This is a genomic window from Kitasatospora sp. GP30, from assembly GCF_029892145.1.
Lineage (GTDB): Bacteria > Actinomycetota > Actinomycetes > Streptomycetales > Streptomycetaceae > Kitasatospora > Kitasatospora acidiphila.
In genome coordinates, this window is the sequence record NZ_JARZAH010000002.1 from 387,013 (window position 1) to 408,551 (window position 21,539).

Below are 21,539 nucleotides of genomic sequence, written 5' to 3' on the forward strand. Positions count from 1 at the left end.
ATTGTCCTTTCCGCATCTTGCTGAAAGATATTTCAGCCGCTAGCGTCCTCGCCACCCGAACGACGACGAGCCCGGCAAGGGAGCCGCTGTGCCCGCTGTTCCGCGCTACCCCAGGAGCGCCACCAGAAGGAGACGGAGCCGGACAGGGGTGCTGCTGGCCGTCGCACTCACCGCCGCCGCCCTGGGCGCGGTCTCCCCGCTGCCCGCGGCGGCCGCCGCCCCGGCCCCGCCGTCGGACCGCGCCGTGGCCGGCCAGGCCGACCGCCACGACCTCACCAGGGAGCAGTACTACTTCGTCCTCCCCGACCGGTTCGCCAACGGGGACCAGGGCAATGACACCGGCGGCATCACCGGCACCCGGATGCAGAACGGCTTCGACCCCACCGACAAGGGCTTCTACCACGGTGGCGACCTCGCCGGCGTGATCGACAAGCTCGACTACATCAAGGGGTTGGGCACCACCGCGATCTGGCTGGCGCCGATCTTCAAGAACAAGCCGGTGCAGGGCACGGGGGACACCGCCTCGGCCGGCTACCACGGCTACTGGATCACCGACTTCACCCAGGTCGACCCGCACTTCGGCACCAACGACCAGCTCAAGGAGCTGATAGCGAAGGCGCACCAGCGCGGGATCAAGGTTTTCTTCGACGTCATCACCAACCACACCGCGGACGTCATCGACTACGCCGAGGGCAGCCACGCCTACCGCTCCACCGGCGCCTACCCGGTGCTGGACAAGAACGGCGCCCCCGTCGACACCACCGCGATCGCGGATGCCAACGCGGCCAACCACACGGCCGGTTACCCGGATCTGACGCCAGACTCGTTCCCGTACACCCCGGTGGTGACCCAGCCCGGCGTGAAGAAGCCGGACTGGCTCAACGACCCCACGCTGTACCACAATCGCGGCGACTCCACCTTCGCCGGCGAGTCCGGCACCGAGGGCGACTTCTCCGGCCTGGACGACCTGGACACCCAGGATCCGCGCGTGGTGCGCGGCTTCGAGCAGGTCTACCAGGACTGGGTGCGCACCACCGGCGTCGACGGGTTCCGGATCGACACCGTCAAGAACGTCAACATGGCGTTCTGGCAGCAATGGGCGCCCGCGCTCAAGCAGTTCGCGGCCAAGCAGGGCAACAAGAACTTCTTCATGTTCGGCGAGGTCTACTCCGCCGACCCGGCCGTCACCTCGCCCTACGTGACCAAGGGCAAGTTGCAGGCCACCCTGGACTTCCCGTTCCAGGACGCGTCCCGGCGCTACGTCTCACAGGGCGGCTCGGCGCAGGCGCTGGCCGACCTGTACGCGCAGGACTACCGCTACACCACGGCCGACACCAACGCGTACGAGCTGCCGACCTTCACCGGCAACCACGACATGGGCCGGATCGGCTCGTTCCTGCTCGCCGACAACCCGGGTGCCGATCAGGGCACCCTGCTGGCCAAGGACCAACTGGCCGACCAGCTCCAATTCCTGACGCGCGGCCAGCCCGTCGTCTACTACGGCGACGAGCAGGGCTTCACCGGGCCGGGCGGTGACAAGGACGCCCGCCAGGACATGTTCGCCACCAAGACGGCCTCCTACGCGGCCGACCCGGTGATCGGCGCAACCTCCGGCTCGATGGACCGCTACGGCACCAACGGGCCGCTCTACCAGGGCATTTCCGACCTCGCCAAGTTGCGCGCCGCCAACCCGGCGCTGGCGGACGGCGCCCAGATCCAGCGGTACGCGGCCAACGGGCCCGGGGTGTACGCCTTCTCCCGGATCGACGCCAAGCAGCAGGTCGAGTACCTGGTGGCGGTGAACAACGCGACCACCCCGCAGACCGTCCAACTGGGCACCTACTCGGCCGACATGGGCTTCGACCGGATCTACCCGGCCACCGGACAGGGGTACCTCCCGGCCGGCGGCCGGGGGAGGCTCACTACCGGTGCGGACCGGCAGTTGACCGTCACGGTGCCGCCGCTCTCCTCGGTGGTGTACCAGGCCGACGCCAAGCTCGCGCCGTCCCCGGCCGCACCCGCGATCACGCCGGTCATGCCGGCCGACGGGAGCACCGGCCAGGTCACCCTGGGTGCGCAGGTGTCCGGCGACGGCTTCCACCGGGTCGGCTATGCCGCTCAAATCGGCAACGGCCCATGGCAGTTGCTCGGCACCTCGGACTCCGGCGCCGACAAGGTGACCCAGGACCTGTCCGGTGTGGCCCCCGGCACCGTGGTGCGCTTCAAGGCGGTGGTCGCGGACGACGCCGGCCATCTGCGCGCGGCCACCGGCAGCTTCACCACCGGCACCCCGGCCCCGCAGCCGCCGCCGACCGCCGGTTCGCATCCGTACGCGGTGGTGCACTACCAGCGCAAGGACGGCAACTATGACGGCTGGAACCTCTACGCCTGGGGTGACATCGCCGACGGCGAGCAGACCACCTGGCCCGCGGGGCACCCGTTCATCGGCCGCGACGCCTACGGCGCCTTCGCCTACGTCAAGTTGAACCCTTCCGCCTCCGACGTCGGCTTCATCGTGGAGAACAACGGCACCAAGGACGTCGCGGCCGACCGCCACATCGACGTCGGCAGCACCGGCGAGGTGTGGGTGAAGGAGGGCGATCCGACCGTCTACACGACCGATCCGGGGCCGACATCGACGCCGGCGGCCGGCACCGCGGTGATCCACTACCACCGGGCCGACGGAAACTACGCCGGCTGGGGCCTGCACGTCTGGACCGGTGCCGCCTCGCCCACCGACTGGACCCACCCGCTTCCGCCGGCCCGGCAGGACGCCTTCGGTGACGTCTTCGAGGTGCCACTGGCCGCCGGCGCCACCAGCCTGAGCTACATCCTGCACAACGGCGACACCAAGGACCTGCCCGACGACCAGTCGCTCAGCCTGGCCACCTATGGCAGCGAGGTCTGGGTGCTCGGTGGTCAGGAGGGCTATCTGCTGCCCGAAGTCGCCACCAGCAGCGCACAGTTGGATCTGAGCACGGCGAAGGCGCAGTGGCTGGACGCCTCGACGGTCGCGGTACCCGCCGGTTACGGCGCGGGTGACGCAGCGCTGCAGGGCGGCACCAGCGCCCAGCTGGTCTACGACCCGGAGGGAGGGATCACTCTGGACAAGGGCGTGCTCAGCAAGCCGGGTTACTGGCTGCGGCTCAACCCGGTGGCCGGTGGCCTGACCGACGCCCAGAAGAAGAAGTACCCCAACCTGGCCGGCTACCGCGCCTTCAGCGTCGACCCGCGGGACGCCAAGCGGATCCCGCAGGCGCTGCGCGGTCAGCTGGTCTTCACCGAGCACCTGCCGAACGGCGCCGTGCCGGCCGCCACCGGCGTGCAACTGCCAGGCGTGCTGGACGACTTGTACGGCGGCAAGGCCGCGCAGGCCAAGCTCGGCCCGGTCTACCAGGACAACCGGGTGACCCTCGCGCTCTGGGCGCCCACGGCGGCCGACGTCGCCGTGCAGCTCTACGACGGCCCGACCGGCGGCACTCCGAGGACGGTGGGGCTGAAGCGTGACGACGCCACCGGCATCTGGTCACTCACCGGCAGCCGGTCCGAACTGGCCGGCAAGTACTACCAGTACCAGGTGAAGGTCTGGGCGCCCAGCGTCCAGCAGCTGGTCACCAACCTGGTGACCGACCCCTACTCGGTGGCGCTCTCCCCGGACTCGCAGCGCAGCCTGGTCGCCGACCTGACCGACCGTTCGACCAAACCGGCCGGCTGGGACACCGACCGGGCTCCGGCGCCGGTGCCGCCCACCAAGCAGCAGATCCAGGAACTGCACGTGCGCGACTTCTCGGCGGCGGACGGCACCGTGCCGGCCGCCGAACGCGGCACCTACCTGGCCTTCACCGAGTCGCAGTCGGCCGGCATGCAGCATCTGCGCGAGCTGGCCAAGGCCGGCGTGACCACCATCCACCTGCTGCCCACCTTCGACATCGCCTCCATCCCGCCGGCCGCCGACCAGAAGCTGCCGCCGTGCGATCTGGCCGCGCTGCCCAAGGACAGCCCCAAGCAGCAGGAGTGCATCGCCACCGTCGCCGACCAGGACGCCTACAACTGGGGCTACGACCCGCTGCACTACACCGTCCCGGAGGGCGCCTACGCCACCGACCCGACCGGCGTCCAACGCACCGTGCAGTTCCGGCAGATGGTGCAGGCGATCCACCAGGCCGGCCTGCGGGTGGTGCTGGACGTGGTCTACAACCACACGGCGGCCGCCGGGCAGGACCCGCACTCGGTGCTGGACCGGATCGTGCCGGGCTACTACCAGCGGCTCAGCGACACCGGTGCCGTCACCACGGACAGCTGCTGCGCCGACACCGCGCCCGAGCACACCATGATGAACAAGCTGGTGGTCGACTCGGTGACCACCTGGGCCGGCCAGTACAAGGTGGACGGCTTCCGCTTCGACCTGATGGGCCTGGATCCCAAGTCGACCATGCTGGACGTGCAGTCGGCCCTGCACAAGCTGACCCCGCAGCACGACGGGGTGGACGGCGCCGCGGAGTTCCTCTACGGCGAGGGCTGGAACTTCGGCGTGGTGGCGAACAACTCCCGGTTCGAGCAGGCCACCCAGCTGAACATGGCCGGCACCGGGATCGCCACGTTCAACGACCGGATCCGCGACGCCGGGCGGGGCGGCACCTTCATGCTCTCCTCCGCGCCGCAGCAGGGCTTCGCCTCGGGGCTGTTCACCGACCCCAACGGCAATGCGGCGAACAGCACTTCGGATCAGCAGAAGTCGACGCTGCTGCACCAGATGGACCAGATCAAGGTCGGTCTGAGCGGCAACCTGGCCGGCTACGCGTTCACCGATAGCTCCGGCAAGGCGGTCACCGGCGCGCAGGTCGACTACAACGGCTCGCCCACCGGCTATGCGGCCAACCCCGGTGAGGCGGTGGAGTATCTGGACGCGCACGACAACACCGACCTGTTCGACGCGCTCGCCTACAAGCTGCCGACCGGCACCAGCCCCGCCGACCGGGCCCGGATGCAGGCGCTGGGCCTGTCGCTGACGGCGCTCACCCAGGGTCCCGGCTTCGCGGTGGCCGGCAGTGACCTGCTCCGCTCCAAGTCGCTGGACAGCAACTCCTTCAACTCAGGGGACTGGTTCAACGCGATCCACTGGCAGTGCGCCGACGGCAACGGCTGGGGCCACGGGCTGCCGCCGGCCGCCGACAACCGGTCGATGTGGCCCACCGATGCCGCGCTGCTGGACAACTCGGCGCTCACCATGGGCTGTTCGCAGATCAGCACGACCGCCGAGCAGTACCGCCAGTTCCTCCGGATCAAGCAGTCCTCCCCGCTGTTCGCCCTGCCCACCGCGGCGGACGTGCAGCGCCGGCTGAGCTTTCCGCTCTCCGGCACGGCGGGCGAGGTGCCGGGCGTGATCACCATGCACCTGGACGGCACCGGCCTGCCGGGCGCCGAGCGCGGCCTGACGGTGGTCTTCAACGCCACCCCGGTCACCCAGGCCCAGCGGGTGGACGCGCTGCGCGGCACCGCCGAGCAACTGCACCCGGTCCAGGCCGGCGGCGCCGATTCGGTGGTCAAGCAGGCCGTTTTCCAGTCGGATTCGGGGATCTTCACAGTTCCTGCACGCACGGTGGCGGTGTTCGTTCAGCAGTGAGTCAGTATCAAGTCGGCACCAGCCGAGTACCAAGTCGGCGACCGATCGCGAGCCGTCTCGGCAGGCGGCAGAACTGGAGTCGCCGCTGATCGGGCCGCTGATCAGCACTAATTGAGGAAGTCGGGTCCGGATAACGGGCCCGACTTTCTGTCAATTGATGCTCCGGCGGACTTGGAGTGGCGTTGTCAATCCTGTAAACAATGGAGTCAAGTTGGCTTCGGGTCGCCCCGCCGGCCGACGGCGAGTTGCGCGCACACCCGCCGCCGACGGGCCTACGCGCACGCGGTCGACCCGGCTTGTGACAACTCGAACGCAAGGACGCGCATGGAATCGGGGCAGGACGCCACCAGTGAGATCGGCCGCCGCCTTCGCGATCTGCGCCGCGAGCGCGGGCTCAAACAGAGCGACCTGGCCGGCGAGGGCCTCTCGGTCAGCTACCTGTCGCTGCTGGAGTCCGGCAAGCGGCCGCTCACCCCGGCGATCCTGCGCCGACTGGCCGGCGAACTAGGCTGCACAGTCGAGTACCTGCGCACCGGGCGGGAGAGCAGCCAGGAGCGGGAACGCCAACGGGAGTTGCTGCTCTGCGTCACGATGGGCGAGCTGGCCCTGCGGGAGGGCGACTACCAGCGGACGCTGACGGCCTGCGAGGCGGTGCTGGCCGAGGAGCCGCCCGCCGAGGGCCCCACCCTGCGGCGGGCCATGATCGCCCGGGCCGACGCGCTGGAGCGGCTCGGCCGGCCCGGCGAGGCGCTCGGCGAGCTGCACCGGCTCTACCGGGAGACCGTGCTGGGGCCCGGCTCGGTGGAGTGGCTGCGGCTGGCCATTTCGCTCTGCCGCTGCCACCTGCTGGCCGGCGAGCCCGACAGCGCGGTGGAGGCGGGCGAGCACGCCCTGGCCCGGCTGGACGCCGTGCTCAGCGAGCCCACCGAGGACCACCTGGGCCTCGGCGTGGTGCTGATCGAGGCGCACCACCGCAACGGCGACCTGCGGGCCGCCCGCTGCCTGGCCGACCGGCTGCTGCCGCAGGCCGAGCAGCCGGCCACCCCCGTGGTGCGCGCCACCGCCTTCGAAGCGGCCAGCCGCCGCGCCCAGTCGGTCGGCAACACCGCGCTCGCCCTCACCCTGGCGGAACGCGCCCTGGCGCTGCCCGCCGAGGACGACGTGGCCCGCTGCCTCGGGCTGCTCAAGGCGGGTTACGGCTCGCTACTGCTGGACGGGCCGATGCCGGAGCCGGACCGGGCCAAGAGCTACCTCGCCTCGGCCGGCCGCGAACTCGCCCTGCACGGCCGCCGACTGGACCGGGCCGGCTGCGAACTCAGCCTGGCCCGGGCCGACGTGATGCTCGGCGAGTACGCCCAGGGAGCCGCCCACGCCGAACGCGCGCTGCAGCTGGCCGGCACCGAGCCGACCGGCGTCTGCGTCTGGGCCTGGCTGCAACTGGCCGAGGCCCGCCGGCTGCAGGGCCGCCCGGATCAGGCGGCCGCCTCGCTGCGCACCGCCGAGCGGCTGCTGGACGGCCCCCAGCTGGCCGCCGGGCGCGATCTGGCCGAGGCCTGGCGGGCGCTCGGCGACCTGTGGCTGAACAACCAGGACTCCGAGGCGGCGATGCGGGCCTACCGCCAGGGACTCGCCGCGGCCGGGCTGTCCGGCGCCGCGCCGCTGCCCGCGGCGCTGCGCCCTGCCCTGCCGAGCGCTCACGAAGTTCACCGGTAGTCGGTCTTGACGCCCATGGTTGGAACGGGAGTTGACGGGTAGCCTGGGGCGGACCGCCGGTGCCCGCGGCGTCGGTGGCCCGTCACCTTGGGGGGAACCGTGTCACTTCGGCTGGACACCGCATTCGCCGAACTGGCGTTGCGCACCGGCGGGGACACGGCGGCGCTGGCGGTCTTCAGACGGGTGCTGGCCGCGGACCCGCCGCCCGACCCGGCCACCGCCTGGCGGGCCCACCGCGGACAGGCCTGGGCGCTGGAGAAGCTGGGACGCCTGGAGGAGGCGATCACCGAGTACCGGGAGCTGCTGGTCGCGCCCGAGGCCGTGCCGGGCAGCGCGGACTGGGCGCTGCTGACGGTGGCGCTGTGCCGCTGCTACCGGGACGTCGGGGACCATGCGATGAGCATCGACCTGGGGGAGCGGGCGCTGCGCGAGCTGGCCGCCGCCGAGGCCGAGCCGATCCACGAGCACCTGCAGCTCGGCTCCACCCTGATGGGGTGCTACGTGGTGCGCGGCGACCTGACCTCGGCCAAGCTGCTGGCCGAGCAACTGCTGCCGCTCGCCGAGCGCGCCGACTCGCGGGTGGCCCGGGGCGCGGTGGAGTGGAACCGCTCGGTGATCGCCCGGGAGCAGGGCCGCCTCGCGGATGCGCTCGAACTGGCCGAGCGGGCCCTGGTGTTGATGGCCGAGGCGGACAACGAGCGGCACCAGGGCATGCTCCGGGTGAACCTGGCGACGGTGCTGCTGGCCGGCGGCGAGCCGTGCCGCTCGGTCGAGCTGCTCGCCACCGCCCATCCGATCCTGGCGGACCACGCCCAGTTGCACGAGGCCGTGTTCGCGATGGCGCTGCACGCCGAGGCGCTGGTCCAACTCGGCGAGCCGGACGCGGCGCTGGACTGGGTGGCGCGCGGCCGCGCCCGGTTGGACGGGGGTGGGCAGCCGCACTGGTACTACCGTGCGCAACTCGCCCTGGCCGCGGCCAGGGCCCGGCTGCTGGCCGGCCAGGACGGGCCGGGGGAGGCGGAGCTGCGCGGCTGTGCGGCGCTGCTTGGGCGGGCGGCGTCGGCCCGCCCGGTCGCCGTGCTGTGGCGCCAGCTCGGCGACGTCTGGGCCGAACGGCAGCAGGCGGAGGAGGCGATGACGGCCTACCAGACCGCGCTGACCGTGCTGGGCCTGCCCGCCGCCCCCGTACCGGTGTCCGGACGGCGGCGGGCACTCTCCTGACCGCCGTCCGGCGATGTCAATCGGGGTCAAGTGAACTGTAAAGGGCCTGGGGGGCGGCCGAATCGAGCATCGAGCGCCTACCATCACGCGGTATGAAGCTGATCACCGCCGTCCTCAAGCCGTTCAAGCTGGAGGAGGTCAAGGCCGCGCTGCAGGAGCTGGGCGTGCACGGCCTGACCGTCACCGAAGCCACTGGTTACGGCCGCCAGCACGGCCACACCGAGGTCTACCGGGGCGCCGAGTACCGAGTCGACCTGGTGCCCAAGGTGCGCTTGGAGACCGTGGTGGAGGACGACGACGCCGAACGGGTGATGGCCACCATCGTGCAGGCCGCCCGCACCGGCCGGATCGGCGACGGCAAGGTCTGGGCCCTCCCGGTCGACACCCTGATCCGGGTCCGCACCGGGGAGCGCGGGCCGGACGCGATCTGAGCGCCGGCGGACGCCGTGAAGTGACCCAGTGGGACGACCAGTTGGACAGGGGCGGGATGAGCGCCGCGGGGCAGCAATAGAGTGCCGGGGAGGAGGGCGACCATCGTGACCGATCGCAGTGCGCAGCGGGAGCAGCGCAAGCAGCGGCCCCAGGGGCTGATCACCACCGGGCAGCGGGCCGAGTACATGCGGCAGGGGAACGCCTCGGCGGTGCTGCGTGCGGTGCTCGCCTACGGGCCGGTGTCGCGGGCGGAGATCGTCCGGCACACCGGGCTGTCGGCGCCCAGCGTCACCAAGCTGACCGCGGTGCTGATCGAGGCCGGCCTGCTGGCCGAGCTGGCGCCGGCCGAGCCGACCCAGGGGCGGCCACGGGTGCCGCTGCGGGTGGACGGCGAGCACACGGTGGCGCTCGGGGTGCACATCGACCTGCTGCGCACCACCTTCGGCCTGGTCGGCCTGGGCGGTCGGATCATCGCGGAGCGCGAGATCGTGCATCCGGCCGACCCCGCTCGGCTCGGCCCGCGCGAGCTGGTCGGGCGGGCGGCGGAGGCGATCGGGACGTTCCTGCGGGAGCGGCTGGGCGAGCGGCGGTTGGTCGGCACCGGGGTGAGCATCGGGGGCTGGGTGGACGGCGCCAGCGGGCTGGTGGTCGAGCACGGCCCGCTGGGCTGGCGCGATGTGCCGCTGCTCGCCGAGTTCGGCGACCGGCTGCCCGGTCCGGTGGTGCTGGAGCAGACCGTGCGGGCGATCGCGCGGGCCGAGCTGTGGTTCGGCGTCGGGCGCGAGGTCGACGACTTCGTGCTGGTGTTCCTGGGCAATGTGCTGGGCGCCGCGATCGTGGTGGACCGCACCGTGCACCGCGGTCCGGGGGCGGCGGCCGGCGGGATCGAGCACCTGCCGGCCACTGATGACCCGTCAGTTCGCTGCCCGAAGTGCGGGACCGGCTGCCTGAGCGTGGCGGCGAGCGACATCGCGCTGCTGGCCGAGGCCCGCGCGGCCGGTCTGCTGGATGCGGCGGGGCGGTCCGGCACCAGCGGCTCGCTGGACCTGGAGCGGCTGGTGGCGAACGCCCGCCCGGCCGGCTCCGGCAGCGGCGACGAGCGGGCCCAGGAGTTGCTGCGCCGCCGGGCCCGCCGGGCCGGGCGGGCGATCGCCACCCTGGTCGACCTGGTGAACCCGAGCCGGGTGGTGCTGGCCGGCGGGATCCTGGTCGCCGACGAGTACCTGGACGACCTGCGCGCCGAAGTCGCCCAGCGCAGCCATCGCGGCCCCTCGGTGGCCGCCGACATCGTGCCCGCCGACTTCGGCGCCCGGACCCTGGTGCGCTCCTCCGCCGTGCCGGTGCTGGAGCGGGTGATCACCGAGCCGTTCAGCTCGCTCGGACTGCTGTGACCCGAGCCGTCGTCCGAGGGTCCTGGGGGCGGTCGGACGAGGCGCGGCCGCGCTGCCAAGGCCGCACCGAAGATTGACTGATGGTCCGCTCGGTCGGAACCGCTGCGGGCCCCGGCGTCGTCATAAGATCTGCACAAGTCGCCGCCCGGTCTCGGGCCGGCGCGGCCCGGGCTCGTTCGGCCCGGGCATCCACCCACCAGCCGGAAGTCCGCCCACCGTGCAGCCGCGCCCCAGTCGTTCCCGTGTGTTTTCGTCCGCCGCCGTCGTCCTGGCCCTGGCCACCGCGCTCACGGCCTGCGGCGGTTCCGACGACGGCAAGAAGCCGGCGGCCGACGCGGCCAAGGGGGCCTCGGCGGCAGCGTCGCCGAACGGCTCGGCCGCACCGAGCGGTGCGGCCGGCGGCCGGCCGAGCGCCTCGCCGAGCGCGAGCGACTCCAAGGTGCTGATGCCCACCGGGCCCGCCACCCAGCTGACCAAGGCCCGCGACACCGCGGCCGGCCCGATCATGATGACCACGCTGGCCGGGCCCAAGTCCGGTGTGACGGCCAAGGTCTGGATCTGGCTGCCGCCGGAGTACAACGACCCCAAGTACGCCGACTACGGCTTCCCGGTGCTCACCCTCTACGCGGGCGGCCAGAGCAACGGCTACAACACCTGGACCGACGACCAGCTGCCGATCCAGGTCGAGGACGAGCAACTGGTCAAGCAGGGCAAGGCCGCCCCGTTCATCATGGTGATGCCGGTGCAGAACCTGGTGTCCAACGAGCACCAGACCCTGGACTGCAGCGACATCCCCGGCCAGCCGAAGATGGAGACCTGGATGACCCAGGACGTGCCGGATTTCGTGCATGCCAACTTCCGAACCCTGAAGAGCCGGGACGGCTGGGGGCTGATGGGCGCCTCCACCGGCGCGTTCTGCAGCGCCAAGCTGGCCATGCAGCACCCCGATCAGTACAAGGCCGCGGTGCCGATCGACGGCTACTTCGACCCGGACTCCTCGTTCTGGAAGGGCCACGAGGCCGAGCGGCTCGCCAACAGCCCGGATGTGCTGGTCAGCCAGTCCAAGGCAGACGTGCGGATGCTGGCCACCGCGGGCGGCGCCACCCCCGACGAGGTGAAGCTGGTCAAGAACTGGGTGGCCAAGGCCGCGCCGCCGCTGAAGATCGACTACTACGAGCAGCCCGGCGGCAAGCACCTCACCTCGCACTTCAAGAAGATGATCCCGGACACCCTGCAGTGGCTGACCAAGAACATGGCGGGGCCGTCCGCTCCCTGACCCTGGCCGCGACCGACGAACGGGCGGTGCTGACATCTCGTCAGCACCGCCCTATTTCGTCCCCGTATGGCCTCTGACCTGCACGGCAATCCAGCATTGATTCGGTTCTGATCGACTGCGGACACGCTGTGGGCCACGGCATCGCGCTTCCCGACCAGCGGGTGGGCGCCGACGCCAGGTCCCTCCAGAGTCCGCCCTGAGTGCCGAGAAGAGTGCCATGCAGCCGCATTTGCTTTCCGTCCCCGCCCAGCGCGGCGCCAGTGAGGCGGTTCCAGCCGTGCGTCCCGTCCGATTCGCCGGCCTCCGCCTGGTCCACGCCGCACTCCGCCGCGACCTGCAGCGGATCCCCACCGCGCTGCGCCTGCTGCAGCCCGATGACGAGGCGAGCGCCGAGGCGCTGCAGCGGCACTGGGACTTCCTCACCGCCATGCTCACCTGCCACCACGAGCAGCAGGACGGGCGGATCTGGCCGATGCTGCGCCGGTTCGCGCCGGAGCTGCGGCTGCTCATCAACTGGCTGGAGGACGACCACCACAACCTGGACCACTCCTTCACCCGGACCACCACGCTGATGCGGATCGGCACCCGGGACCCGGCCAGCGCCTGGCCGGTGGCCTACGCGGTCGAGGAGCTGGCCGCCCGGCTGGAGACCCATCTGCGGATCGAGGAGGAGCAGGTGCTGCCGGTGATGGCGCAGCTGCTCGCCCCGCAGTCCCGGGTCGGCACCCTGGGCGAGCTGCTGGACCTGCTGCGGCTGGCCGACGGGCCCGGCGCACCGGACGCGCTGGCCTGGCTGCTGGAGGGGGTGGCGCCGGAGCAGGTGGACGCGCTGCTCGCCGAGTGCGACGACCTCACCGCCCGCCAGTGGCCGCACTGGCAGGCTGTCTACGCGCGGTGCACCGAGGAGCTGTGGGGCACGGTGCCGTCCGGGGACTGAACCGGCGGAACCGACTTCCGGCGCCCGATCTGCCGCATCCGGAGCAGGAGTTGACGCACATTCGGGTCACCCGTGGTGCGAGCGGTGACCATGGGTGGACAAGGTGGGAACAGGCCGTCACCGGCCTGAGCCAACCTTGGAAGGAACACCACCCTCATGCAGAAGAAGTGGACATCGGTCCTCGTCACCGGCGCGCTGGCGGGCTCGCTCGCCGTCACCACGGGCATCGCCATCAGCCACGCCGCGGCTGACAACCACCCGATGATCAGCCCGGCGGCGGGGACCCCCACCGCGCCCAAGACCCTCGCGGCGATCGGCGACCTCGGCGCCGTGCTGCACCTGGTCGGCGACCTCGCCGCGACCAGCAGCCCGATGAACGGGGCCGCGGTCGACCCCGCCGCGCTGAAGGGCCAGCTGGCCAAGCTGACCGCCGCCGCCGACAAGCTCAAGGCGGAGCTGCCCGCCGAGACCACCACCACCACCGACGACCAGTCGGGCGTGCCCGGTGCGCCGGTCGACCCGGCGGGCTTCGCCTCCCCGGCCGGCGCCGCGCAGCCGGGTAGCGTCAACCCCGGCGGCCCCGAGCAGCCCGGCACGGCCGAGGACCCCGGCGGCCCGGTGCAGTTCGGTGGGCCGATCCAGCGGGACACCCAGCCGGCTGCCGCCAAGGGCGTGGCGGAACTGCTGACCGCCCTGCGGCAGCACGCCGGCGCCCTGGTCAGCGCCGCCTCCGCCAAGCAGCCCGACGCCGCGAAGGTGCAGAAGGCGATGGTGCCGCTCTCCACCGACGCGCTCCAGCTGAGCACGGCCGCGGTCAACCGGCTCAGCGCCAAGTGATCGGCCTTCGCGGCTGAGCGGCGTGCACCGCAAGGGCTGACCGGGTGCCGGTCAGCCCTTGCGGGCCGCCGCCAGGATCTTGGCGGTGGTGTGGAAGAAGCGGACGGTCGTCTCGCCGGTCCACTCCTTGCCGAAGACCGGGTCCGGAGCGCCGACCGGGCGCCCGCCGATGATCCGCCCGACGATGAAGGCCTCACCCTCGGTGGCGGCGATCACCTCGACGTCGCCCCGCGCCGACCGGGCCGGCAGCCCCAGCCCGGCGGGCAGCGGCTCGGTGAGGAAGGCCACGCAGAGCCGCACGTCCTCGGTGACCGGCACCCCGCGGAACGGGTCGGCCTCGACCACGGCGGCCAGCTCCTCGACGGTGCGCAGCAGCACCGGCACCCGAAAGCCGAGCGCCTCCCGCAGGTGTGCCGAGATCACCCGGGCGAGCTCCGCCCGGTCGCGGCCGGCCGGATCCTGGAAGAAGACGTTGCCGCTCTGGATGTAGCTGCGCACCCCGGCCAGCCCCAGCTCGGCGAAGAGCGCCCTCAACCGCTCCATCCGCACCTGTCGACCGGGCACGTTCACCGCGCGCAGCAGTGCCACCCAGGTGGTCACGAGGGCAGCACCGACCGCAGCGCCTCCTCGCTGCGGGCCACCACGGCGTGCCCGTCGTCGGCGGTGATGATCGGCCGCTGGATCAGGATCGGATGCTCCGCCAGCGCGGCGATCCAGCGCGCGCGGGCCGCGTCGCCGTGCTGCCACTCGCGCATGCCCAGCTCCTTGGCCACCGCCTCGTCGAGCCGGGTGATGTCCCACGGCTCCAGGTGCAGCCGGCCGAGCACCGCCTCCAGCTCGGCCACCGACGGCGGGTCCTCCAGGTAGCGGCGGACCGTGTAGTCGAGGCCGGCCGCGTCGAGCTCGGTGAGCGCGACCCGGCACTTGCCGCAGCGGGGGTTGATCCAGATCTCCATGGGCTCAGGGTATGTGGTGGACGTGACCGAACCGGGACCTTGGGCCCGCTCCGCAGGGCCGAACGCCCTCGGCCGGGCCGCGGGCCGTTACGCGACCATGGATGGCATGCCCACTCAGACCAGCACCCAGAGGAGCCCCGCCGTGCCCGCATCCGCCGAGCCGCGCCGTCCGGCCGGTCCGCGAGCGGTGGCCGAGCCCGGCTCACCGCCGCGCTGGGTGCGCTGGCTGCCGGTGCTGCTGCTCTTCACCGACCTGGTGATCCAGACGGTGTTCCCGCAGGCCACCGCGGCGGGCTTCCTGCTCACCGCGCTGCCGGTGCTGGTCGCCTTCGGCTTCGGGCCGTGGCTCACCGCCGCGTCCGGCGCCGGCGCCCTGGTGCTCCAGGTGCTGGTGGCCAGCCACGCCGGGCACCTCTACGAGCACCACCACGTCTGGGTCTACCTGTCCACCGGGCTGGCCGCCATGGCCGGTGTGATGCTCGCCCTGCAACGGGTCCGGCAGGCCCGCCACCTGGTGCTCGCGAGCACGGTGAGCGAGGCGCTGCGCCGCACCGTGCTGCACCCGGTGCCGGAGCAGGTCGGCGAACTGCGCACGGCCGGCCGCTACCAGGCCGCCCAGGCGGAGGTCGCGATCGGCGGCGACCTCTACGAGCTGTGCGACACCCCGTTCGGCACCCGGGTGCTGCTCGGCGATGTGCGGGGGAGCGGGCTGGAGGCGGTGCGGGCGGTGGCCGACCTGCTCGGCGCGTTCCGGGCCACCGCCCATGAGGTACGCGAACTGGGCGAACTGGCCGAGCTGTTGGACCGCCAGGTGCGCCGCGGGGCGCTGGAGAGCGGCGACGAGGAGCTGTTCGTCACCGCCGTGCTGCTGGAGCACCGGCCCGACGCGGACCGGCTGGACGTGGTCAACCGGGGCCATCTGGACCCGGTGCTGCTCGGGGGCGGCGCAGTGCGCACGGTGCACTGCCCGCAGGACCTGCCGCTGGGGCTCGGACACCTGCGCGGCCAGCCGGCCCCGGCGCCGACCAGCATTCCGTTCACCGCCGGCCAGACGCTGCTGCTGCACACCGACGGCGTCACCGAGGCCCGGGACCGGGCCGGCCGGTTCTACCCGCTGACCGCCCGGCTGGCCACCCGGTTCCACGGCCGCCCCTCGGTCGTGCCCGAGCAGCTGGTCTCGTTCGTCACCGAGGACCTGGCCCGGCACGCCGGCCCGGCCCGCGACGACCTGGCCCTGCTGGCACTCACCCCGGCGCCCGTTCGCGGGAAGGCGGCACACCCGGCGTGACGGCCTCTTCGGGGTGACGGCCCCTTCGGATCAGCCCTTGAGGCTCAGCCCTTGAACAGGTTGTGCCCGACGTCCGCCGGCACCACGTCCTGGACCGGCTTGCCGCCGGGCACCGGCACGTGCTCACCGGGAACGGGCTCGTTCTGCCACCGGTGCAGCAGCACGACGCCGTTGCTCCCCCACACCTGCTGGTAGCCGTGGGCCAGCAGCAGCCGGATCCGGTCCCGCTGCTGCTGGTCGGAGGCGAACGGGAACGAGCGCCCGATGGACCGGATGAGCACGTACTCGCAGCCGCGCGGCGTCTGGTCGACCAGGACCACGTGGTCTCGTGCGGTCAGCCGGGGCGCGATCTGGTTGTCCGCCTCCACCCAGGCGCCATCCGGGATCAGCGTGGTGGCCTTCAGCAGCGTGACCTGGCGGGGCCCCGGGGACCACTGCGACGGGATGGCCAGCTCGGCCAGCCCCAGCGGCACGGCGGTGGCCAGACTGACGCCCGCCAAGCCGACGCCGAGCCAGCGCACCCGCCGGGGCCGGCCCCGGCCGTGCAGGCGGCCCAGCACCTCGATGGTCGCGGTCAGCAGGATCGGCCACAGGAAGGCGTCGTAGTGCCGGGCGACCGACCAGTGGTTGGGGTTGCTGGAGAGGATCCGCTCGGCCAGCAGCGGCACCGCGCAGAGCGCCGTGGCGGACCGCAGCGGCAGCAGGAACAGGGTGCCGAACAGCCAGAGCAGCAGCAGCGGCTTCAGCGTCTGGTCGGTGGCGGCGCGCAGCAGCACCAGCGGGTCGGTGAGGACGTGCTGTGCCGCGGCGGGAGCGTTGGGGCCGACGGCGTCGTAATGCCAGTAGTAGCCGGGTTCCCCACCCATCGTCGGGATCGCCCACTGGACGGTGATCGCGGTGGCCGCGAGGCCGGAGACGAGCAGCCAGCCGCCGGTCTGCCGAGCGGTGCCGGCTGCAGCCGAGCCGCGGCCCCGCCACAGCAGCACCAGCCCGTAGGCGGCGACCACCAGGCCCATGTCCTCCTTGGTGCAGCAGAGCAGCACCGCGGCCAGGACCACCGTGCGGTACTCGCGGGCCATGCCGCGTTCCAGCATCAGCAGGGTCAGCGGCACGGCGAAGCCGACCTCGTGGAACCCGACCTGGGAGGCGACCAGCAGCGGCCAGCCCAGCCCGAAGACCAGTCCGGCCAGGTCGCGGGCCCGGCGCCGCACCACGGGCTCGGCGGCGGCGAAGGCGTGGTCGCTGATCCGCCGGACCAGCGGGACGCCGGCGGCGAACAGCAGCGCCTGGCCGAGCAGTAGCGAACGCGGGTCGTCCCAGATCCAGTACAGCGGGGCCAGCAGCGCCAGGATCGGCGAGAAGTGGTCGCCCAGCAGCGAGAAGCCGGGCGGGAACTCGTGGTGGAAGTACTTCAGCGTGGAGACCGGCAGCCCGAAGTGGGCGTAGCCGCGCACACCCTGGTCGAAGATGCCGAGGTCGAACCCGCCGAGCCCGACCGAGGACCAGGCCCGCAGGTCGGTGCCGAGCAGGGCGGCGAAGCACAGCCCGGTCAGCAGCAGGGTGCGCTGGACGTCCGACAGGCGTTGCGGACTGCGGCCCTTCCGGACGTCAGGCCTGACGGCGGTGGGCTGCGGCGGTGCGGTCTGGATGCTCACGTGGTTCCTTGCTGGCGGTTCACGAGTCGTGCCTCTGCCGGACCCGGCTGTCGGGCGGCTGCTTCTCGTAGCGGTTGTAGCGCCTGTCGTGACGCTGGTAGCGCTGGGAAGCGGCCATCCGGTCAAGGTCCAGCCGTTTGAGGGATGCCGTGGACGGCGGGGCAGGCACTGAGACGTTCAGTCCAGACGGCCCGTCATGAATGCGATGCCCCAGTCGACTTCGGGCATGGGGCCCGTACTTGAATGACCGGTGTGTGAGGTGGCTCACACCTGACGCTCTTTTAACTGCACGTACGTGCGGTTACTTTGTTCATGCTGGCCCTGGCCACCAGGACGCGTGGCAGTGCGATCAGACAGGGGTGGGACCATGAAGTCCATGCGCAAGGCGACCAAGACAGTCATCGCGGGCGCTGCGGCCGCGGCAGCCGTCGTCGGTCTGTCCGGCACCGCTTCGGCGAACGACGTGACCGCCTTGTACCAGGGCGACACCCTGTACGTCGGGGACTCGGTCGACGGCTATGGCGCCTCTGGTCAGACCTACCAGCTGACCATGCAGTCCGACGGCAACCTCGTCGAGTACCGCTGGGACAACGGCAGCCGCAGGGCGTGCTGGGCAACGAACACCATGGGGTCCACCGCCAACCGTGCGGTCTATCAGCCGGACGGTAACTTCGTGGTCTACACCCCGGGCAACTTCGCGCCGTGGTCCTCGCGCACCGTGGGCGACCAGGGCTCGACCATCAACATCAACTCGCACGGTGCCTTGTGGGTCGGCTACACGCAGATCTTCGGCGGATGCTGACCGATCTCCCGAGTCGATCGGCCGGTTGGTGCCGTCTCGCTACCGTGAGGCGGCTTTGGAAGCTGTCGTGGCATCAGTCTGATGATTCGTCAGAACTGCGATTCACCAGCTGACTTCGGGTGTGCTGCTGCGCGGTTCGAAGATCGAGGGCGGCGGGTGTCGCACATCTGATGCCCGTTTAACTGCACGTACGTGCGGTTACTTTGTTTATGCTGGCCACCAGGACGCGTGGCAGTGCGATCAGACAGGGGTGGGACCATGAAGTCCATGCGCAAGGCGACCAAGATACTCATCGCGGGCGCCGCGGCGGCGGCAGCCGTCGTCGGTACGTCTGGAACCGCCTCGGCGAACAATACGAGTGAGTTGTACCGCGGCCAGACCCTCAACGCCGGGGACTGGGTCTTCGCCGCTTCCGCCGCCAACAATGGCTCTTGGTTCCAGCTGATCATGCAGTCGGACGGCAACCTCGTCGAGTACCGCTGGGACGGCGACCCGACCGCCGGCCAGCAAAGCCGTTCGGTGTGCTGGTCATCGAACACCATGGGGTCCGGCGCCAACCACGCAACGTATCAGCAGGACGGCAACTTCGTGGTCTACACGCCGGGCGGCTATGCGGCATGGGCGTCGAACACCGCGGGCGGCGGGGGTTCGAGCGTCGACATCAACTCGGTGGGCGTGGTGTTCGTCGGCTACAAGGCGATCACCGGCTCCTGCTGACAAATCTCCCTAGCTGACTGGCCAGTTGGTGCCGCCTCGCGAGCCGTGGGGCGGCACCGACGTTTCGCCTTGGCACAGGTGCGCCTAGATCGGGTTCGCCCAGGGCGCGGTGTGGTGTGCCGCCAAGGAGTAGCAACTTCCCCGCATGCTCTGCGGCGCGTTGCACCGGCTAGTGGATCGACTCCAACTCCGCCTGCTGGAGGATCAGATCGGCCTCCGCGGCGACCGCGGGCAGCTGTCGGGCCTGACGTATCCTCACGCCAAGGTAGATCAGCACCGCGATCAGGACCGGTGCGTACGGCGCCGACGGCAGCTGCCAGGACCAGGGCACGCCGCGGCCGTCCTGGTTGGGTGCCAGCCACATGGCGTACGACAGGAAGGCCACCGACACCGCGGCGAGCAGGCCCCGGGCCGGCCAGCTGCGGGCCTCGGCGGCGAGCAGGACCAGCAGCGGCACGCACCAGACGAAGTGATGGGTCCAGCTGATCGGGGAGACGAGCAGGGCGGTTATCGCGGTGGCCATCGCCCCCCAGGCCTCGGCCCGGGGCAGCACGTTCGCCGAACGGCCGGCCGCCACGGCGACCGCCAGCCCCAGCAGTCCGACCAGCACGGCCACCGCCATGACCGCGGTCCCGGGCTGCTCGGTGTGCAGCAGCCGGGCCGCGACACCGCGCAGCGACTGGTTGTCGACCAGCTGGACCTCGCCGACCCGCCGGGTGTCCCAGAGGTAGCGGGTCCAGAAGCTGCCCGAGGCGCCCGGCAGCGCCAGCCAGCCGAGCAGCGCCGCCCCGAGGAAGGTGCCGACCGAGACCGCGGCGGTCCGGAACTGGCGGGTGAGCAGCAGATAGACCACGAACAGGCCCGGCGTGATCTTGATGGCGGTGGCCAGCCCGATGCCGACGCCCTTGTGGGCGCAGGATTCCGAGCGGGTCATGTCCCACAGGACCAGGCAGAGAATGGCCAGATTGACCTGGCCGTACTGCAGGGTGGTGAAGACCGGCTCCAGCCAGACCGCGAAACCGGTCCCGAGCAGCACCGCGGCCGCGTGGTACCGCCGACCCGACCAACCCGCCAGCTTCACCGAGAGGTGGACGGCGAGGGCCAGCAGGCCGATGTTGAGGACCATCACGATGATCCGCAGTGTCGCGGCGTGCACCCAGGCGCTCGGCGCGAAGAGCAGCGCCGCGAACGGCGGGTAGGTGGCGGCCAGGTCCCAGCCCGGCAGCCGCATCGCGTAGAGGTCCTGGCCGTGCACCACGGCCGCGCCCTCGGCCCGGTAGACCAGCATGTCCACCATGGAGTGGTGCTGGTGGTGCCGGAGCGCGATGAAGGCCACCAGGGACAGCAGCGACAGCACGGCGGCCGGCCAGACGAACGACTGCCCGGTACCGGGGGCGGCGGGTCTGTCGCGCATGCGATCTCGGCCCGGTTTGCCCCAGAATGGCCGATCGCTCGCGTGCACTGGGACGACCCCCCTGTTGAGACGACCCGGACCATCCCTCAGCCCGGACGAGATCTGCAACGATATCCGACCTGTGTGAGTACGCCCTGTGAGGCTGGATTCGCGTGCGATCTTCATAACCGCGAACAGCGCTTTGCGATCAGTTCCTTCGGGCCGAAACGGGCAGCTGACCGCAGGGCCCCCGCCCCCTCGGGCGAGGGGCGGAGGCCCTGGAACGGGTGCGGCCGCGAGACGGGGAGCGGACTCTCAGAGGTCGTAGTAGAGCTCAAACATGCCTCTGACCTGCGATGGAAGAGCCTGGGGGGGCCGGTGCACGACGGGTGCACATTCTGGAGCCCTCGGGTGCCGCTTGCCGGCCCGCCGGCGATCGGGTCAGGTCCAGGTGCCCCGCCGTTGCCGAACGCCGATCAGGCCGGCGCCTTCACGTCATGGGCAGGAGCCGTAGAACCTGGTTGGTCGCCGCGGGCGGGTGGTGGTGCGTCAGGTGGTGGCACTGGGGCGTTGGCGATGCCTGACCGCTCACCTTTGGCTCAGCGGTAGCGCGGGAAGTCGCCGGTGGCGAGGAGCCAGCGGCCGACGGGGATGGGTTGGCCGTAGTCGTAGGTGCGGGTCTTGCCGTAGCTCGTGCCGTTCGGCTCGGACATCACCTGGGCCGTGCCGCGGCCGGGATCAACGATGAGGTAGAGCGGGATGCCCATCGCCGAGTAGTCCGCGATCTTGTCGCGGTAGTCGTTCTCCGGATTGGACCTGGAGACGACCTCGACGACCAGCTCGACATCGCGGGGGTTGACGGCGTCCTGCGGTTGGGAGTCGATCACATCCATGGGAAGGACCATGAGATCGGGTACGCGCATCCGGCCCAGCTCGACGTCCTGCATGTCGGTGTCCGTGAACACAAGCGCATCCGGGGCCTGCTGCTCAAGCTGTCGGCGCAGGTAAATGGCCGTCAGGCCGTGCGGAGTCGTCGCCGACATCATCATGACCAAGCCCTGCGGGCCGATCTCCACGCGGGGCTTCATGGGCAGCTGGGACAGCTCGTCCGCGATCTCGCGCAGGCGGGCGAAAGTGGCGGCATCGATGCTCATGATCCCAAGCTACGCCACTGCACGGCTGCTCCGGAGCCGCGCGCACTCACCAGGTGGCGGCTGGAGGCGTCGCAGTCGACGGTGAGCCACCACCTGAAGAAGCTGTGCATGGCTGGGCTGCTGTCGTGGGGCCGGTCACCTCGT

Annotated in this window: 16 protein-coding genes; 11 read left to right on the forward strand and 5 right to left on the reverse strand. The window is 71.5% G+C overall.

Annotated features, from left to right (window positions below):
- Nucleotides 1-148: 148 nt before the first annotated feature.
- From pulA to P3T35_RS05140, 8 genes are all read left to right on the forward strand, one after another.
- Nucleotides 149-5,623, forward strand: a complete 5,475-nt coding sequence (gene pulA / locus P3T35_RS05105) for a pullulanase-type alpha-1,6-glucosidase (protein ID WP_280704358.1) — start codon at nt 149-151, stop codon at nt 5,621-5,623.
- A gap of 324 nt (nt 5,624-5,947) precedes the next feature.
- Nucleotides 5,948-7,336: a helix-turn-helix domain-containing protein gene (locus P3T35_RS05110; protein WP_101380028.1), complete on the forward strand. Its 1,389-nt coding sequence runs from the start codon at nt 5,948-5,950 to the stop codon at nt 7,334-7,336.
- 99 nt (nt 7,337-7,435) lie between these two features.
- Entirely contained in the window at nt 7,436-8,557 is a 1,122-nt protein-coding gene (locus P3T35_RS05115) for a transcriptional regulator (protein ID WP_101380027.1), read from the forward strand.
- 92 nt (nt 8,558-8,649) lie between these two features.
- A complete protein-coding gene (locus P3T35_RS05120; RefSeq protein ID WP_101380026.1) occupies nt 8,650-8,988 on the forward strand; it encodes a P-II family nitrogen regulator in 339 nt (112 codons plus the stop codon).
- A 105-nt stretch (nt 8,989-9,093) separates the two neighbouring features.
- The gene (locus P3T35_RS05125) at nt 9,094-10,380 is read left to right on the forward strand and encodes an ROK family transcriptional regulator (RefSeq protein ID WP_101380025.1); all 1,287 of its coding nucleotides are present in this window, start codon (nt 9,094-9,096) and stop codon (nt 10,378-10,380) included.
- A 244-nt stretch (nt 10,381-10,624) separates the two neighbouring features.
- A complete protein-coding gene (locus tag P3T35_RS05130; RefSeq protein ID WP_280704365.1) occupies nt 10,625-11,656 on the forward strand; it encodes an alpha/beta hydrolase-fold protein in 1,032 nt (343 codons plus the stop codon).
- Between the two features lie 277 nt (nt 11,657-11,933).
- Nucleotides 11,934-12,593: a hemerythrin domain-containing protein gene (locus tag P3T35_RS05135; RefSeq protein ID WP_180356423.1), complete on the forward strand. Its 660-nt coding sequence runs from the start codon at nt 11,934-11,936 to the stop codon at nt 12,591-12,593.
- Nucleotides 12,594-12,749: 156 nt separating this feature from the next.
- Nucleotides 12,750-13,430 carry a hypothetical protein gene (locus P3T35_RS05140; protein ID WP_101380022.1) on the forward strand — a complete coding sequence of 227 codons (681 nt, stop codon included), beginning with the start codon at nt 12,750-12,752 and terminating at the stop codon, nt 13,428-13,430.
- A 51-nt stretch (nt 13,431-13,481) separates the two neighbouring features.
- On the opposite strand, the gene P3T35_RS05145 is transcribed toward P3T35_RS05140, so the two are convergent.
- Complete coding sequence (locus tag P3T35_RS05145; RefSeq protein ID WP_101380021.1) at nt 13,482-14,030, reverse strand: DUF1697 domain-containing protein; 549 nt, start codon at nt 14,028-14,030, stop codon at nt 13,482-13,484.
- Nucleotides 14,027-14,386 (reverse strand): ArsC/Spx/MgsR family protein, encoded by a 360-nt coding sequence (locus P3T35_RS05150; protein WP_101380020.1) that lies wholly within the window; start codon nt 14,384-14,386, stop codon nt 14,027-14,029. The genes P3T35_RS05145 and P3T35_RS05150 overlap by 4 nt, the downstream gene beginning before the upstream one ends.
- A gap of 106 nt (nt 14,387-14,492) precedes the next feature.
- Between P3T35_RS05150 and P3T35_RS05155 the strand changes: the two genes are divergently transcribed.
- A complete protein-coding gene (locus P3T35_RS05155) occupies nt 14,493-15,674 on the forward strand; it encodes a PP2C family protein-serine/threonine phosphatase (protein WP_143676788.1) in 1,182 nt (393 codons plus the stop codon).
- A gap of 44 nt (nt 15,675-15,718) precedes the next feature.
- Here P3T35_RS05155 and P3T35_RS05160 read toward each other — a convergent pair whose 3' ends face one another.
- Entirely contained in the window at nt 15,719-17,329 is a 1,611-nt protein-coding gene (locus P3T35_RS05160; protein ID WP_101380018.1) for a DUF2079 domain-containing protein, read from the reverse strand.
- Nucleotides 17,330-17,705: 376 nt separating this feature from the next.
- Here P3T35_RS05160 and P3T35_RS05165 point away from each other — a divergent pair, with 376 nt between their 5' ends.
- Both P3T35_RS05165 and P3T35_RS05170 read left to right on the forward strand, forming a co-directional pair.
- Nucleotides 17,706-18,131 carry a hypothetical protein gene (locus tag P3T35_RS05165; RefSeq protein ID WP_180356422.1) on the forward strand — a complete coding sequence of 142 codons (426 nt, stop codon included), beginning with the start codon at nt 17,706-17,708 and terminating at the stop codon, nt 18,129-18,131.
- Nucleotides 18,132-18,398: 267 nt separating this feature from the next.
- Nucleotides 18,399-18,848, forward strand: coding sequence for a hypothetical protein (locus P3T35_RS05170; protein ID WP_180356421.1), 450 nt, complete (start codon nt 18,399-18,401; stop codon nt 18,846-18,848).
- Nucleotides 18,849-19,017: 169 nt separating this feature from the next.
- Here the strand turns inward: P3T35_RS05170 and P3T35_RS05175 are convergent, their stop codons facing one another.
- Together P3T35_RS05175 and P3T35_RS05180 are read right to left on the reverse strand one after the other, a co-directional pair.
- Nucleotides 19,018-20,262 carry a glycosyltransferase 87 family protein gene (locus P3T35_RS05175; protein ID WP_180356420.1) on the reverse strand — a complete coding sequence of 415 codons (1,245 nt, stop codon included), beginning with the start codon at nt 20,260-20,262 and terminating at the stop codon, nt 19,018-19,020.
- A gap of 578 nt (nt 20,263-20,840) precedes the next feature.
- Nucleotides 20,841-21,395: a Uma2 family endonuclease gene (locus tag P3T35_RS05180; RefSeq protein ID WP_101380014.1), complete on the reverse strand. Its 555-nt coding sequence runs from the start codon at nt 21,393-21,395 to the stop codon at nt 20,841-20,843.
- Nucleotides 21,396-21,539 lie beyond the last annotated feature (144 nt).

Bases quoted from the DNA above. Each gene is read 5' to 3' on its own strand.
- P3T35_RS05110 (WP_101380028.1), top strand. From the start codon at position 5,948: ATGGAATCGGGGCAGGACGCCACCAGTGAGATCGGCCGCCGCCTTCGC.
- P3T35_RS05120 (WP_101380026.1), top strand. From the start codon at position 8,650: ATGAAGCTGATCACCGCCGTCCTCAAGCCGTTCAAGCTGGAGGAGGTC.
- P3T35_RS05140 (WP_101380022.1), top strand. From the start codon at position 12,750: ATGCAGAAGAAGTGGACATCGGTCCTCGTCACCGGCGCGCTGGCGGGC.
- P3T35_RS05150 (WP_101380020.1), bottom strand. From the start codon at position 14,386: ATGGAGATCTGGATCAACCCCCGCTGCGGCAAGTGCCGGGTCGCGCTC.
- P3T35_RS05155 (WP_143676788.1), top strand. From the start codon at position 14,493: ATGCCCACTCAGACCAGCACCCAGAGGAGCCCCGCCGTGCCCGCATCC.
- P3T35_RS05165 (WP_180356422.1), top strand. From the start codon at position 17,706: ATGCGCAAGGCGACCAAGACAGTCATCGCGGGCGCTGCGGCCGCGGCA.
- P3T35_RS05170 (WP_180356421.1), top strand. From the start codon at position 18,399: ATGCGCAAGGCGACCAAGATACTCATCGCGGGCGCCGCGGCGGCGGCA.
- P3T35_RS05175 (WP_180356420.1), bottom strand. From the start codon at position 20,262: ATGCGCGACAGACCCGCCGCCCCCGGTACCGGGCAGTCGTTCGTCTGG.
- P3T35_RS05180 (WP_101380014.1), bottom strand. From the start codon at position 21,395: ATGAGCATCGATGCCGCCACTTTCGCCCGCCTGCGCGAGATCGCGGAC.